Source organism: Pseudomonas sp. LW8 (assembly GCF_041956865.1).
Classification (GTDB): Bacteria; Pseudomonadota; Gammaproteobacteria; order Pseudomonadales; family Pseudomonadaceae; genus Aquipseudomonas; species Aquipseudomonas siliginis.
Genome location: NZ_CP168138.1, coordinates 4,306,159 through 4,321,351 on the forward strand (window position 1 = coordinate 4,306,159; position 15,193 = coordinate 4,321,351).

The window sequence follows — 15,193 nt, forward strand, 5'->3', positions numbered from 1 at the left end:
GTGCGTGCCAGCTTTTTAATCGAATAAAAAACCTTTACTTTCAACAACTTAAAAAAGATTGAACCATCTGCATGCTGGTTTTTTGCATGATCTGTCATTTGGCCTGCATGCAGAATGCCTGTATTTTCCAGGCTGTGATGTGAATCGATTGAAGCGTGCTGATGAATCCGGAAAAACTCGAACTACTGATCACCCGCGAAATGCCCTTCGGCAAGTACAAAGGGCGGATCATTGCCGACCTGCCTGGCCCCTATCTGAACTGGTTTGCCCGTGAAGGCTTTCCCCACGGTGAACTCGGTGGCCTGCTGGCGCTGATGCAGGAGATTGACCATAACGGCCTGTCCGACCTGCTCGAGCCGCTGCGCGCCAAACACGGCAAACCCGCCCCGCGCCACTGACGCGCCCTTCCCTCTTGAGCCTTGCCGACCATGCCTGACAACACCCGCCGCGCCCGTGACGAAGCCTTCTGGCAAACCTTTGCCGACCGATACGATGTGCAGCCCGGCCCGGTCAACCTGGAAAACGGTTACTTCGGGCGCATGTCGCGCACAGTGATCGAGGAATACCAGCGCAACATCGAGCTGATCAACGCCAGCAACTCGATTTATGCACGCCAGCGCTTTGAACAGCACGACAACCTCGAGATCCGCGCGCAACTGGCCGAACTGATTGGCGTCCGCGCGCAAAGCGTGGCCCTGACCCGCAATGCCACCGAAGGCCTGCAATCGCTGATCCGCAATTACAATCGTCTGCAACCGGGTGATCAGGTACTGATCTGCGACCTCGAGTACGACACGGTCAAGGGCGCCATGCGCTGGCTGGCGAAGCAGCGTGGCGTGGAGGTCATCGAAATTGCCCACCACCATCCCGCCAGTTTCGACAGCCTGCTGGAAAGCTACCGCGAGGCTTTCGTCCGCCATCCAAAACTCAAACTGATGGCCCTGACCCACGTCACCCATCGCACCGGTCTGGTCATGCCGGTGCAGGCCATCGCCGCATTGGCCAAAGAGCATGGCGTCGACATCATCCTCGACGGTGCCCACGCCCTCGGCCAGATTGAATTCGACCTGCAAGCGTTGGGCATCGCTTTCGCCGGTTACAACCTGCACAAATGGATCGGCGCGCCGCTGACCCTTGGCTTCATCTATATCGCCCCGCAGCGTCTGGCTGATATCGATCCGGACATGGGCGAGATGCATTACCCGGTCAGCGATATTCGCGCGCGGACCTCGTACAGCACGCCGAACATCCCGGCGCTGATGACCTTGCCGCTGGTGTTCGAAGAGCACGACGCGCTCGGCGGCGCCGCCGCCAAAAGCCCACGCCTGAGTTACCTGCGCAACCTGTGGGTCAGCCGGGTCCGGCACCTGCCGGGCATCGAGGTGCTGACGCCGGACGACCCGCAACTGTATTGCGGGATCACCGCGCTGCGCTTCACCCGGCATGCCGATCAGCAGGCCATGGCCGAGCGTCTGCTCAGAGAGTTCAACCTGTTCACCGTGGTGCGCACCGGCGCCGCGTGCGGGCCGTGCATTCGCATCACCCCGGGGCTGACCACCACGGCTGGCGAGATGGAGCAGTTGGTTCGGGCGCTGGACCAACTGCGCTAGAACGGCGCTCCGGAGTTTTTTTCGTAGCCTTCCAGGCCAAGCTGCGACGACACGGCGAAGGTGTCGATGCCGAGGGTCTGGCAGGCGAAGGCACCGTCTTCAAGATCGGCGCCGGCGATCGGCTGCAACACCAACCGCAAGGCGTCCTCGGCGGCACCTTCACAGCCGCAGCGACCGGGCAGGTGCAAGGTGCCGGCCCAGGCCTCGTGGTGAGCTTGCGCTCCTGCTTCGTCGCCGGGAATGAATACGTTCAGTTTCAGGCAAGCAGCGCCGTGCGCCAGTCGGTCCGGATAGACACTGGTGAAACGGACGATGCCATGGCTGTCGGTCGATTGACTGCCGCCCAGGCTGGTGTCGCCATCGACACGCTGTTGGATGCGCACCAGCGCGCCGATGACCGGCTCGCTGGTCATCGCATCGACCAGCGACAGACGCAGGATCAACGGCAGGCCTTCGACCCCCTGGCTGATATTGCGCACTTGAGATTCAGCTGCGGGGCGGCCGAGGGGAAGTTGCTTCGGTTGATAAGGGGATTGTGGCGTAAGGGTCAGAGACTGAAGGTCGTCCATGAGGCGTTCTCTCTTCCATAAGATGAACGCAGGTTAACCCCGTGAAAAAGTCAGCGTGCAGTAACTATGTATCGCCGCATGTATCGGCAGTTTTTTCAGCGCAAAAAAAAGGTGCGCCGACCAAGCGCACCATAAAGCCGTAAAGCACACAACGAAGTGTCGGGTAACAATCAGTCCAGCAGCGCCAGGGCCTCGGCGGTGCATTCCTGAATGCGGGACCAGTCGCCGTTCTTGATCCACTCCGGATCAAGCATCCAGCTACCGCCCACGCACATGACGTTTTTCAGCGCCATGTAGCTCTTGATATTGGCCGGGCCGACGCCGCCAGTCGGGCAGAATTTCACTTCGCCGAACGGGCCGCCGAGGGCCTTGATTGCCGCCACGCCACCGCTGACTTCCGCCGGGAACAGCTTGAAGCGGCGATAGCCCAGACCGTAGCCTTCCATGATCCCCGAGGCGTTGCTGATGCCCGGCAACAGCGGAATCGGGCTGTCGACGCTGGCTTCGAGCAGGTCGCGGGTGATGCCCGGGGTAACAATGAACTGCGAGCCTGCCGCTTCAGCCGCCGCTAGCATGTTGCGGTCAAGCACGGTGCCGGCACCGGTCATCAGCTCGGGGCGCTGTTCGCGCAGGATCTGAATGGCCTTGAGGCCGAACTGCGAACGCAGGGTCACTTCTAGCGCAGTCAGGCCACCGGCGGCGAGGGCGTCGGCCAGCGGCAGCACGTCCTGTTCGCGAGCGATGGTGATCACCGGCAGGATCCGCGCCTTGGCGCAGAGACTGTCGATCAGGGCAACTTTGTCCGCCATGGAAACGGTCGGGGATGGGGTTGTCATAGCGGCTGTTCCTTGGCTCATGGGCACCAGTAAATCTCTAACGTAGGTTGCAGAAACGCGCGCACCGGCATGGCCGCAACGTCATCGGATGCCAGCGCGGCATTCAGGGTGGTCAGTTTCGATTGACCGGAAATCGACAGAATCTTGTGCCGGGCCGAGGCCAGCAGCGCGCGGCTCATGGTCAGGCGCTGACGCGGCACGCTTGGCGCCAGCATCGGCCAGCAACGGCGCGTGCCATCGGCTTGCAGGGCTTCGGCGAGGTTCGGGCTGTCGGGGAACAGCGATGCGGTGTGGCCGTCATCGCCCATGCCCAGCACCAGCACGTCGATCGGCGGCAGTTCGCCGAGCAGACGATCGGCCTGTTCAGCAGCCTGCTCGACGTTGGCCGCCGCGCTGTAGAGGCTGAGGAACTGCGCCTTGGCTGCCGGGCCTTTAAGCAGATACTGCTTGAGCAGGCCGGCATTGCTGTCGGCATGTTCCACCGGTACCCAGCGTTCGTCGGCCAGGGTCACAACGACCTTCGACCAGTCCAGCTCCTGCTTGGCCAGGTGCTGGAAAAACGCTACCGGGCTGCGCCCGCCGGACACCACCAGCACCGCGTTGCCGCGCGCGGCAATGGCCTCGCTCAGTTGCTTGGCAACGTTCAGCGCCAGGCCTTCAGCCAGCAGCACCGGGCTGTTGAATTCGCGGGCAGTCACACCCGTCGGCAGTTGCACATCAGATATCGCCATACCACGACCTCCCGTCCCGCGTGATCAAAGCAATGGAGCTCATCGGCCCCCACGACCCGGCCGCATACGGCTTGGGCGCGTCACCGGATTTCTTCCACCCGGCGATCAGCTGGTCACACCATTTCCACGCGGCTTCGATTTCATCTTTACGGACAAACAGGTTCTGATTGCCGTTCATCACTTCCAGCAACAACCGCTCGTAGGCATCGGGGATCCGCGCGCTACGCCAGGTGTCGGAGAAATTCAGTTGCAGCGGGCCGCTGCGCAGTTGCATGCCCTTGTCCAGGCCCTGCTCTTTGGTCATCACGCGCAAGGAAATGCCTTCGTCCGGTTGCAGGCGGATGATCAGTTTGTTGCTGATCTGCAGGCGCTGCTCCGGGGCGAAGATGTAGTGCGAGGGTTCCTTGAAGTGGATGACGATCTGCGACAGCTTTTGCGGCATGCGCTTGCCGGTACGCAGGTAGAACGGCACGCCGGCCCAGCGCCAGTTGCGGATGTCGGCACGCAGGGCGACGAAGGTTTCGGTGTCACTCTGGGTATTGGAATTCGGTTCTTCGAGGTAACCCGGTACGGATTTACCTTCGCTGTGGCCGGCGATGTACTGGCCGCGCACCACTTGTGTGGTCAGGCCTTCCGGACTGATCGGCGCCAGCGCCTTGAGCACTTTTACCTTTTCGTCACGGATGCTGTCGGCGGACAGGTCGGCCGGTGGGTCCATGGCAATCAGGCAGAGCAGCTGCAACAGGTGATTCTGGATCATGTCGCGCAGCTGGCCGGCCTTGTCGAAATAGCCCCAGCGGCCTTCGATGCCGACCTTCTCGGCCACGGTGATTTCCACGTGGGAGATGTAATTCTGGTTCCACTGGGTTTCGAACAGGCTGTTGGCGAAACGCAGGGCGATCAGGTTCTGAACGGTCTCTTTGCCCAGATAGTGGTCGATGCGGTAGGTGCGGTCTTCCGGGAAGAACTGCGCTACTGCGTCGTTGACCTTGCGCGAGGACTCCAGGTCAGAGCCGATCGGTTTTTCCAGCACTACACGGGTATTTTCGGCCAGACCGACTTTCTCGAGGTTCTCGCAGATAGCGCCGTACACCGCCGCCGGGGTGGCGAAGTAGGCAATCATGCGCTGGCTGCTGCCGGCCAGTTCCGCCAGCGCCACGTAATCCTCAGCCTTGAGGAAGTCGACATGCAGATAGGTCAGGCGCGCGAGGAAGCGCTCGGCCACGGTTTCGTTCAGCTCTTTGCCGACATAACGGCGCAATTCGGCGGCGATGAACGCCATGTGCTGCTGCTCGCTGCCGGGCTCACGGGCCAGCGCGATGATGCGCGTGTCCTCGTGCAGCAGGTCGGCACCGTCAAGGTGATACAGGGCAGGAAACAGCTTGCGCAGGGCCAGATCGCCAAGCGCGCCGAACAAGGCAAAGGTGCACGGTTCAACCGTAATGGAAGGCATGATGTTTGTTCTTTTATCAAGTTAAGCTACAAATACCTTTTTTCAAGGCATCACTCAAGGGAAAATGTAGTAATAACCACAACATTTTCGCAGAATACTCAATCCGAGTGGTGGTCGCCCGGACGCATCAGTAGGATAGGCCACCGTCACGGGCCATATCAAAGGCCCAATTTGCATAGCCCGACGCAACTCTGCGTCGGTGAATCAGGAATTCCATATGGACCGCGTGCGAAATTTACTGGAACAGATCCAGAGTCGCCTTGAAGAGCTGAACAAGGCCGAACGTAAGGTCGCCGAGGTGATTCTGCTCAACCCGCAGCAGGCCACCCGCTTCAGCATCGCCGCCCTCGCCCAGGCCGCCTCGGTGAGCGAACCGACGGTCAACCGTTTCTGCCGCTCGTTCGGTGTCAGCGGCTATCCCGAACTCAAGCTGCAATTGGCCCAGAGCCTGGCCAGTGGCGCGGCGTATGTCAGCCGTGCGGTCGAGGCTGACGACAATCCCGAAGCGTACACGCAGAAGATCTTCGGCAGCGCCATCGCTTCCCTGGACAGTGCTTGCCAGGCGCTCGACCCAAACCTGATCAGCCGCGCCGTCGACCTGTTGATCCAGGCCCGGCAGATCCACTTCTTCGGCCTCGGCGCTTCGGCCCCGGTGGCGCTGGATGCGCAGCACAAGTTCTTCCGCTTCAACCTCGCTGTCACTGCCCACGCCGATGTGCTGATGCAGCGGATGATTGCCTCGGTGGCGCACACCGGCGAGCTGTTCGTGATCATTTCCTACACCGGGCGTACCCGCGAACTGGTGGAAGTGGCGCGAATCGCCCGGGAGAACGGTGCTTCGGTTTTGGGCCTGACAGCGGAGAATTCACCGCTGGCCAAAGCCAGTACCCTGAGCCTGAACATTCCACTGCCGGAAGACACCGACATTTATATGCCGATGACCTCGCGGATCATTCAGTTGACCGTGCTGGATGTGCTGGCAACGGGAATGACCCTGCGCCGTGGCGTGGATTTCCAGCCGCATCTGCGCAAGATCAAAGAGAGCTTGAATGCGAGCCGGTATCCGGTTGGGGATGAATTCAACTAAAGATCAAAAGCCCCCTCACCCCAGCCCTCTCCCGGAGGGAGAGGGAGCCGACCGAGGTGTCTTGCGCGGTACATCGACCTGAAATATCCAGTCGATTATGGATTCAGAACTGCACTTTCACGTCGGCGTAATTCTTGAGCATCCCCCATTCGGTCCCCTCTCCCTCTGGGAGAGGGCTAGGGTGAGGGTATCGGTGTACTTGACGCACTAAGCCGCCGCCCACGCCTGCAAACTCAAATGCGCCTTCTCCCCCGGCGCCAGGTGCAGGCTGTCCGTGCCGCCCGCCGCTGCTTCCACGCAGACGAATTCGGAAATCTCGTCCCAACTTACCCCCAGTAACGGCCGCGCGCCGGGATGCCAGACGACGGTGTCGCCGCTGTCGCCGGTATCGATGCACAACTCGCGCTGCCAGGCGTGATCCTTGAGCTGCAATTCGCCGTCATGCTGGAACACCCGCTGACAGCCGCCATCGACCCGCAACTCGCCTTCCTGCTGGCAAACCCGACGATTCAACTGGTCATAACCCTGAGCGCCTTCGAGCCCAGACAGCGCTATCTCACCAACATCGCCTATACGCCAGTAAGCGTGCAAAGCCTGGCTCAACTGGCACGGCATGTCGTCCTGATGCTCGGTGCTCAGGCGTAATTCCATGCGTTCGCCCAGGTGCGCGTGCAAGTCGACCTGCCAATCGCACAGCTGCAATTGCCAGTGCAGGCGCACGCCGTCTTCGGCGCTGCTGCTGTCGAGCAGTTTCCAGTCGAGCAGTCGCGCCCAACCATGGGACGGCCAGGCGTTTTCGCTCGGATGACGGCCATACCACGGCCAGCACACCGGCACGCCACCGCGAATCGCGCCGACATGCGGCCACTTCGCCGCGCACCACAACCACGGCTTCTGCCCACGCGGCTGAAAGTGCAGCAACTGCGCACCCTGCCGACTGAACACCGCCTGACACAGCGGATGATCGATCACCAACACGTCGCGCATCTGATAGCGCTCCCAGGCGAACACCGGTCGCTCGCGCAGGGATTTGAAGAAGCGTTGCAGCGGATGCTCATGCATTGGCTACGGTCCTGAAAATCATGGGGGTACAATTACCTTTGTGACCCTTGAATACTGTGGCGAGGGGATTTATCCCCGTTCGACTGCGAAGCAGTCGCAAACCTGGAAAACGGCCTCTCGCTGATACACCTCAGTGGATGGTTTTGGGGCCGCTTCGCAGCCCAGCGGGGCGGTGCGACGTTTCGCTAAATCCCCTCGCCACAAAAAGCTCTCCAGCCACAAAAAATCATCAAGCAACACATCTGACCTGTGTCACAAAAAAAAGCGGACAGCCTGGGCTGTCCGCAAAATGCGCACATAGAGAGGAGCTTATCGCAGACGCGTTAGAACGTTGACTGAATTTTCAGGCCAGCGACCAAAGCGTTATCGACTTCATCCACACCGCCCGGATGGGTGATGTATTGCAGGTTGGGACGCACGGTCAGCCAGTTAGTGACGTGGATGCCGTAGTTGAGCTCGTAGTTGTACTCGGTCTCACGAATCGGCGAGAACGCGGCGTTGTCGTAGTCGGACACACCGTTGGCAGCGTTCAGCAGTTCAGCGTTGCGCTTGACGTCCTTGTTGACGTGGATACGCGCCGCGCCGATACCGATGTCATCCTTCGGACGCGCGTCGAACGGGCCTTTGTAGACAAACATCACCGACTGGTAGTTGTCGATGAAGTTGGTGTCCTTGTCGTGGAAGGTCGCGTTGGCGGCGATGTTCAGACCGCGAGTCGCATCACCGTTGTGGCTGGTGAGTTGCTGTTGCGCAACGAACCAGTAACCGCTTTTGCTGTTGTGCGACTTGTAGTCATCACCGGTGGTTGCCGCATCGAGACCGTTGACGTCTTCGCGAACGTCGTCGGCATCGGCCGTGCTCTTGTAGTAACCGACGCGGTATTCGCCCGGCAGGCTGTTGACCTTCGGCGACCAGACCAATTCAACCGGCAGCACGGTACCTTTGGTGCCGCTGCCGCTGAGCTTGAAGCCGTTGCCGTGTTCCAGTTGCGACGGGTTCTGGTTGTACGCACCGATCTGCGCGTAGAGCTCGTCGTTGATGTTGTACTTCACACGGATCGCGGCCTGGCTGACGGGCCAGTTGTACCAGATGTTGGTCGCCCAGTTACCCACTTGCGAACCGCAGAACGCCAGGTTCTGGAAGTCGCACGGGAAGGTGTTGAAGTCTTCGCCTTCGCCGAAGTAACCGGCCTTGACGTCGAGTTTGTTGTCGAAGAACTGGTGCTGAATCCACAGTTGGGTCAGACGCACCATGTGGCCACGGCCGTAGACTTCCTGCGAGGAGCTGAGGGTGCCGGCACGCGGATCGCCAACGCGGTCGTTGGAGATGTTGTAGCCGTTACGATTGGTCAGCTGGATCTTCGCCTGGGTGTTGTCCCAGCCCCACAGCTTCTGCAGGTCGAGGGCCACGCCCAGACCGAACTGGTCGGCGTAACGCGCAGTCTTGTCGTCGTTGTAACCGCCGTTCAGGTTGGCGCCCATCTCGCCAACGTAGTCGGCCTTGATGTCGATACCCTGCTCGATCAGCTTGGTGCGCTCGCCGCCCCAGTCGCCGGTCATCCACTTGGAGTCGGAGCTGAACGCATCCGCCGCCATCGCATTACCGGCCAGCACCAGTGCAGCTGCCGCAGAAACCTGGCAGATCAACCGGGCATTGACGTGTTTCTTTTTCATCCCTACATCCTCGTCTTTATTGTTATTAACTGTTTTTATCTAACGCGGTTTACATAAAGTGCAGTGCTCGACAGGCCGGGCACTGCTTGCCCCCTGTGGGAGCGAGCCTGCTCGCGAATGCGGTGTATCAGGCGACATCAATGCTGGATGTCAGACCGCTTTCGCGAGCAGGCTCGCTCCCACATTTTGTACTTCAGCGGCCTTTGAACTGCGCCACATTCGCCGACCGGGTCTCTGTCTGCACCTGGCCCGCAACGCCCAGACGCTCGCCGGTATTGGCGTCGAACAACAACACTTTCGATGGATCGAACTGCAGCGTCAGGCTTTCGCCCACCTGCGGTGCCACGTCCGGCGCCAGTCGGCAGCAGACCTTGGTGTCATTCAGATTGACGAACACCAACGTGTCCGGACCGGTCGGTTCGGTGACCTGCACTTCGGCGCGGATGCTCGGCAGACCATTGCCCTCGCCATTCGCCAAAACAATCTGCTCCGGGCGCAGGCCGAGGATTACTTCGCGATCTTCGAGGCCGGCGTCCTGCATGCTCATCGGCAATTCACAACGCGCCTGACCGCTGTCGAGCAGCGCCAGCAGGCGACCGTCCTTGCGCTGCAAGCGCAGGGGGATGAAGTTCATCGGTGGCGAACCGATGAAGCTTGCGACGAACAGGTTGGCCGGGTCGTTGTAGATGTCTTTCGGCGTGCCGAACTGCTGAATGATGCCGTCCTTCATCACCGCCACCTTGTCGCCCAGGGTCATCGCTTCGATCTGGTCGTGGGTCACGTAGACCGTGGTGGTTTTCAGACGCTGGTGCATCAGTTTCATTTCGGTACGCATCTCGACGCGCAGCTTGGCGTCGAGGTTCGACAGCGGTTCGTCGAACAGGTAGATCTTCGGCCGCCGCGCCAGTGCACGGCCCATCGCCACGCGCTGTTGCTGACCACCGGAGAGCTGGCCCGGTTTGCGATTGAGCAGGTGTTCGATCTGCAACAGCTTGGCCACGCGGGCGACTTCTTCGTCGATCGCCGCCTGCGGCATCTTGCGGATCTTCAGGCCGAACTCGATGTTCTCGCGCACGCTCATGGTCGGGTACAGCGCGTAGGACTGAAACACCATGGCGATGTCGCGATCCTTGGGGCTCATGCCGCTGACGTCCTGATCACCGATCATGATCGCGCCGCCGGTGATGGTTTCCAGACCGGCGATGCAGTTCATCAAGGTCGATTTGCCGCAGCCCGACGGGCCGACGAGGATCAGGAATTCACCGTCCTTGATCGACAGCTCGATGTTCTTCAGGGTGTCCGGCAGGCCGGCCCCGTAGGTCTTGTTTACGTTGCGAAGTTCAAGCGTAGCCATGATTACCCCTTGACCGCGCCGGCCGTCAGCCCGCGCACGAAATACTTGCCTGCGACCACATAGACCAGCAGGGTCGGCAGGCCGGCGATCATCGCCGCTGCCATATCCACGTTGTATTCCTTGGCGCCGGTGCTGGTGTTGACCAGGTTGTTCAGCGCCACGGTGATCGGTTGCGAATCACCGCTGGAGAACACCACACCGAACAGGAAGTCGTTCCAGATCTGGGTGAACTGCCAGATCAGGCAGACCATGATGATCGGCGTCGACATCGGCAGAATGATGCGGCGGAAAATCGTGAAGAAACCCGCGCCATCCAGACGCGCAGCCTTGACCAGCGCATCGGGAATGCTCACGTAGTAGTTGCGGAAGAACAGTGTGGTGAACGCCAGACCGTAGACCACGTGCACGAACACCAGGCCGGTGGTAGTGCTCGCCAGGCCCATCTTGCCGAGGGTGAACGAGGCCGGCAGCAGCACAGTCTGGAACGGCAGGAAGCAGCCGAACAGCAGCAGACCGAAGAACAACTGCGAACCACGGAAGCGCCACATCGACAGCACGTAACCGTTCAACGCACCGATCGCGGTGGAGATGATGACGGCCGGTACGGTGATCTTGATCGAGTTCCAGAAGTAGCCGTCAACCGTGGCCCAGGCCTTGACCCAGCCAATGCCGCTGACCACGGTCGGCCAGCTCAGCAGGTTGCCGGTGCTGATGTCTTCCGGGGTCTTGAAGCTGGTCAGCAACATCACCACCAGCGGCACCAGATACAGAAACACCGCAAGGATCAGCACCGCGTAGATTGCGATGCGGCTCAAGCTGATAGCGGGTTTGGCAGCAAGACTAGTCATTACGCTTGGTCCTCAGCTCGGAGTACAGGTAAGGCACGATGATCGCGAGGATCGCACCGAGCATCAGAATCGCACTGGCCGAGCCCATGCCCATCTGGCCGCGACTGAAGGTGAAGGAATACATGAACATCGCTGGCAGGTCGGAGGAATAACCCGGACCACCGGCGGTCATTGCCGCAACCAGGTCGAAGCTCTTGATCGCGATGTGCGCGAGGATCATCACGGCACTGAAGAACACCGGCCGCAGGCTTGGCAGTACGACTTTCCAGTAGATGCGCGGCATGCTCGCGCCGTCGATCTGCGCCGCACGGATGATCGATTGATCGACGCCACGCAGGCCGGCGAGGAACATCGCCATGATGAAGCCCGAGGCTTGCCACACAGCGGCGATCACCAGGCAGTAGACCACGCGATCGGGGTCGATCAGCCAGTCCAGACGGAAGCCTTCCCAGCCCCAGTCACGCAACAATTTGTCCAGGCCCATGCCCGGGTTGAGCAGCCATTTCCATGCGGTACCGGTGACGATCATCGAGAGCGCCATCGGGTACAGGTAAATGGTGCGGATAAAGCCTTCGCGACGGATGCGCTGATCGAGGAACACCGCCAGCAACACACCGATCACCAAGGTGATACCAATGAACATGCCGCCGAACACGGCGAGGTTCTTGCTCGCCACCCACCAACGATCGTTGTCGAACAACCGCGCGTATTGCGCCAGACCGGCCCACTTGTAGTTGGGCAGGAAGGTCGAGGTGGTGAACGACAGAATGAACGTCCACAGGATGTAGCCATAGAAGCCCACCAGCACGATGAACATGCTCGGCGCCAGCACCAGTTTCGGTAGCCAGCGCTGCAATGCATCGAACGGCGAGGCCTTGCTGAACACAGCAACAGAACTCATGGGGAAATCCACAATAAGGGTTTACGAAAGCATTCCCTTGCAGGAGTGAGCCCTGTGGCGAGGGGATTTATCCCCGATCGACTGCGCAGCAGTCGCGAAATCATTACATGCGGTATTTCAGACACTGCACCGCTGCAACTTTCCGGGGTCGCTTCGCAACCCATCGGGGATGAATCCCCTCACCACAAAGGCTCACTCCTACAGGGGCCAAGCATTACTTGGCCGACTGAACCGCCGCGCCGAGTTTCTTCGCCGCATCGGCCGGGTCGGCTTTCGGGTCGTTGATGTAGTTGGTCACGACATCAAAGAACGCGCCCTGCACCGCCAGCGTGGTCGCCATGTTGTGCGCCATGCTTGGTTGCAGGCCGCCGGACTTGGCGTCCGCCAGGAAGTCCTTGGCAGCGGTCTGTGCGCAGGAGTCGAAGCCGAGCTTGTCCATGTTGTTCAACATGTCGTTGCGCACCGGGATCGAGCCTTTGTTGATGCTGAAGACTTTCTGGAAGTTCTCACCCAGCACGACTTTGGCGATGTCCTGCTGACCGGCCGCAGTGCCTGCATCCTTCTGCTTGAACACGGCCAGCGAGTCGATGTTGTAGGTGAACGCCTTGTCGGTGCCCGGGAACGCTACGCACTCGTAGTCCTTGCCGGCGACTTTCTTGGCGGCGGTCCATTCGGACTTGGCCCAGTCACCCATGATCTGCATGCCGGCCTTGCCGTTGATGACCTTGGCCGCTTCGAGGTTCCAGTCCTGGCCTTTGCCGTCCGCGTCCATGTAGGTCGCGACTTTCTTCAGCTCAGTGAGCGCCTTGACCATTTCCGGGCCGGTCAGCGCTTTGTTGTCGAGATCAACCAGGGCTTTCTTGTAGCCATCCACGCCCATGACCGAGAGCACCACGGCTTCGAACACGGTGCTGTCCTGCCAAGGCTGACCGCCGTGGGCGAGCGGAATGAAGCCCGCCGCTTTCAGCTTGTCGCCGGCCGCGTAGAACTCTTCGAGGGTGGTTGGATTCTTGGTGATGCCGGCTTTCTTGAAGACTTCCGGATTGATCCACAGCCAGTTCACGCGGTGAATGTTCACCGGCACGGCCACGTAATCACCGTCGTACTTCACGGTATCGGAGACTTTCTTGTCGAGCAGGCTGTCCCACTTTTCCGACTTGGCGACGTCTTTCAAAACGTCGGTGTCGAGCAGGCCGGTCGACGCCCATTCCTGGATGTCCGGGCCTTTGATCTGCGCTACGCCTGGCGGGTTGCCGGCAACGGCACGGCTTTTCAGCACGGTCATGGCAGTCGCACCGCCACCACCGGCAACGGCGCCGTCCTTCCAGGTGAAACCGTCTTTTTCGACTTGGGCCTTGAGCACATCGACAGCGGCTTTTTCGCCACCGGAAGTCCACCAGTGCACGACTTCGACCGAACCTTTGGAATCGGCGGCGGAGACACTGAGCGGCAGGATTGCGAGCGGGAACAGGGAGGCGACAGAAATGACAGTAGCGAGGCGAGAAATCGCATTCATTCGAGATGTACCTTTCTTGTTGTTATGCATTGCAAGTCTGGTGCTTGCGCTGCACGGAGTTTAAACAGAGCGTTTCGCTTCGCAGGTAACGAAGGGACGCGTAAATGTCACGATATGGTTACACAGCAATAGGCCGGGACGACTGAGCCAAAGCCGTGGCAATGCTCGGCGCCAGCGGCAATCGCGGAATCAACACAGCCTGCCAGGCGTGATACAGATCGGGTTTACCCGGCCAGATATCGGCACTTGGCACATTCTGCGGATTGAGTTCGTGGTGCCAACTGCCGTTGCAGCGGTCGATGAAATTCGTCTCGCAGAACTCCCAGAACAGCCGGTACCAGGTTTCGTATTGCGCGTCGCCGGTGCGTTTGAGCAAGGCACTGGCGGCGGCGCTGGCTTCGGCATGCGTCCAGTGCAGACGATGGCGGACCACGGCTTTGTTGTGCCAGTCGAGGGTGTAGACGATGCCCGGCGCGCCATCGACATTCCAGCCGTGGCGGCAATTGTTTTCGAAGAGTTTTTGCGCATCGACGGCCAGCCAGCCCGGCGTCAGCATGCCGGCCTGCACCCGCGCGGCTTCAAGGTGCAGGAGCAAGCGCGCCCATTCGAAACCATGGCCCGGCGTGGTGCCGTAAGGACGGAAACCGTCGGCGGGGTTGTCATGGTTGTATTCGCGCAGCGGTTGCCAGTCGCGATCGAAGTGTTCGATGACCATGTAATCGTTGGCTGCAGCGTGGCCATGGATCACCCGCTCGACGATGCGCTGGGCGCGCACCAGCCAGCGCGGATCTTCGGTGACATCGGCCAGCGCGAGGAATGCTTCGGTCGCGTGCATGTTGCTGTTGGCGCCGCGATAGGCTTCTTCTTCGCTCCAGTCGCGGTTGAAGAATTCGCGCATGGCGCCCTCTTCTTCGCTCCAGAAATAAGTGTCGATGATGTCGATTGCGTCATCGAGCAAAGCTTGGGCGCCGGGCCGTTGCGCGACCGCGGCGGAGCTGGCGGCGAGTGCGACAAAGGCGTGCAGATAGGCGTTCTTGCCGGTGTTGTCGTCACGATGCTGGGCAACCGCAAACCAGCCGCCATGCAGCGCATCACGCAGCGGCCCGCGCAACGCGGCGATACCGTGGTCGACCAGCTCGGCAAACCCCGGCAGGCCCTGAATGTGCGCCATGGCGAAACTGTGGGTCATGCGCGCGGTGTTCATGGTTTCGGCTCGTGCGTGCGCCGGCAAACGGCCGCGTTCGTCGAGGTTGCCGAAGCCTTCGGGCAGTCGTGATGCCTTGGCGAAATCCAGCAGACGCAGGCCTTCGGCGGCTAGCCATTGCTGGTGGGCAGGGGCGTTCAGCCAACTGCTGAAGTCTGGATGAAAGGTGTCCATGGCGTGACCCTTTTTTGTTGTTAGGACTGCGGGCAGTCTAAACAACGGGCCGGGGCGGGCTTGTAACGAAGGGGACGGGGTTTGTCACTGGCTCGTGACAAAAGAGAAGAGCAAAAGCACCCTCACCCCAACCCTCTCCCGGAGGGAGAGGGGGCCGACCGAGGTGTCTTGCGTC

General features: G+C 60.5%; 14 protein-coding genes. 3 read left to right on the forward strand and 11 right to left on the reverse strand.

All coding sequences use genetic code 11. The features are described 5' to 3' along the window. The first annotated feature begins 161 nt into the window (after nucleotides 1-161). Together AB9L16_RS19475 and AB9L16_RS19480 are read left to right on the forward strand one after the other, a co-directional pair. Nucleotides 162-398: a DUF3820 family protein gene (locus AB9L16_RS19475; RefSeq protein ID WP_003227425.1), complete on the forward strand. Its 237-nt coding sequence runs from the start codon at nucleotides 162-164 to the stop codon at nucleotides 396-398. 30 nt (nucleotides 399-428) lie between these two features. After that, on the forward strand, nucleotides 429-1,610 hold the full coding sequence (locus AB9L16_RS19480; protein ID WP_150637503.1) for an aminotransferase class V-fold PLP-dependent enzyme: 1,182 nt from the start codon (nucleotides 429-431) through the stop codon (nucleotides 1,608-1,610). Here the strand turns inward: AB9L16_RS19480 and AB9L16_RS19485 are convergent. The 4 genes from AB9L16_RS19485 to zwf form a co-directional block, all read right to left on the reverse strand. Further along, complete coding sequence (locus tag AB9L16_RS19485) at nucleotides 1,607-2,179, reverse strand: hypothetical protein (protein ID WP_375122570.1); 573 nt, start codon at nucleotides 2,177-2,179, stop codon at nucleotides 1,607-1,609. The two genes, AB9L16_RS19480 and AB9L16_RS19485, sit on opposite strands and share 4 nt — an antisense overlap. 170 nt (nucleotides 2,180-2,349) lie before the next feature. Further along, nucleotides 2,350-3,015, reverse strand: a complete 666-nt coding sequence (locus AB9L16_RS19490; protein WP_056787965.1) for a bifunctional 4-hydroxy-2-oxoglutarate aldolase/2-dehydro-3-deoxy-phosphogluconate aldolase — start codon at nucleotides 3,013-3,015, stop codon at nucleotides 2,350-2,352. A 17-nt stretch (nucleotides 3,016-3,032) separates the two neighbouring features. Then, nucleotides 3,033-3,746, reverse strand: coding sequence for a 6-phosphogluconolactonase (gene pgl, locus AB9L16_RS19495; protein WP_056787964.1), 714 nt, complete (start codon nucleotides 3,744-3,746; stop codon nucleotides 3,033-3,035). Continuing rightward, nucleotides 3,733-5,199 carry a glucose-6-phosphate dehydrogenase gene (zwf, locus tag AB9L16_RS19500; RefSeq protein ID WP_016773537.1) on the reverse strand — a complete coding sequence of 489 codons (1,467 nt, stop codon included), beginning with the start codon at nucleotides 5,197-5,199 and terminating at the stop codon, nucleotides 3,733-3,735. The genes pgl and zwf overlap by 14 nt, the downstream gene beginning before the upstream one ends. 226 nt (nucleotides 5,200-5,425) lie before the next feature. Here zwf and AB9L16_RS19505 point away from each other — a divergent pair, with 226 nt between their 5' ends. Then, complete coding sequence (locus tag AB9L16_RS19505) at nucleotides 5,426-6,286, forward strand: MurR/RpiR family transcriptional regulator (protein WP_169842436.1); 861 nt, start codon at nucleotides 5,426-5,428, stop codon at nucleotides 6,284-6,286. A gap of 207 nt (nucleotides 6,287-6,493) precedes the next feature. On the opposite strand, the gene AB9L16_RS19510 is transcribed toward AB9L16_RS19505, so the two are convergent. The 7 genes from AB9L16_RS19510 to AB9L16_RS19540 all read right to left on the reverse strand — a co-directional run bounded on the left by AB9L16_RS19510 (nucleotide 6,494) and on the right by AB9L16_RS19540 (nucleotide 15,018). Beyond that, nucleotides 6,494-7,348 (reverse strand): D-hexose-6-phosphate mutarotase, encoded by an 855-nt coding sequence (locus AB9L16_RS19510; protein ID WP_252876779.1) that lies wholly within the window; start codon nucleotides 7,346-7,348, stop codon nucleotides 6,494-6,496. A 323-nt stretch (nucleotides 7,349-7,671) separates the two neighbouring features. Continuing rightward, on the reverse strand, nucleotides 7,672-9,021 hold the full coding sequence (locus AB9L16_RS19515) for a carbohydrate porin (RefSeq protein WP_016773536.1): 1,350 nt from the start codon (nucleotides 9,019-9,021) through the stop codon (nucleotides 7,672-7,674). A gap of 193 nt (nucleotides 9,022-9,214) precedes the next feature. Continuing rightward, on the reverse strand, nucleotides 9,215-10,375 hold the full coding sequence (locus AB9L16_RS19520) for an ABC transporter ATP-binding protein (protein ID WP_041479770.1): 1,161 nt from the start codon (nucleotides 10,373-10,375) through the stop codon (nucleotides 9,215-9,217). A gap of 2 nt (nucleotides 10,376-10,377) precedes the next feature. Beyond that, the gene (locus AB9L16_RS19525; RefSeq protein WP_039758116.1) at nucleotides 10,378-11,223 is read right to left on the reverse strand and encodes a carbohydrate ABC transporter permease; all 846 of its coding nucleotides are present in this window, start codon (nucleotides 11,221-11,223) and stop codon (nucleotides 10,378-10,380) included. Further along, nucleotides 11,216-12,124, reverse strand: a complete 909-nt coding sequence (locus tag AB9L16_RS19530) for a carbohydrate ABC transporter permease (RefSeq protein ID WP_042607263.1) — start codon at nucleotides 12,122-12,124, stop codon at nucleotides 11,216-11,218. The genes AB9L16_RS19525 and AB9L16_RS19530 overlap by 8 nt, the downstream gene beginning before the upstream one ends. 214 nt (nucleotides 12,125-12,338) lie before the next feature. Next, nucleotides 12,339-13,640: an ABC transporter substrate-binding protein gene (locus AB9L16_RS19535; protein ID WP_024014061.1), complete on the reverse strand. Its 1,302-nt coding sequence runs from the start codon at nucleotides 13,638-13,640 to the stop codon at nucleotides 12,339-12,341. Nucleotides 13,641-13,758: 118 nt separating this feature from the next. Continuing rightward, a complete protein-coding gene (locus AB9L16_RS19540; RefSeq protein WP_375122571.1) occupies nucleotides 13,759-15,018 on the reverse strand; it encodes an AGE family epimerase/isomerase in 1,260 nt (419 codons plus the stop codon). Between the last annotated feature and the right edge of the window lie 175 nt (nucleotides 15,019-15,193).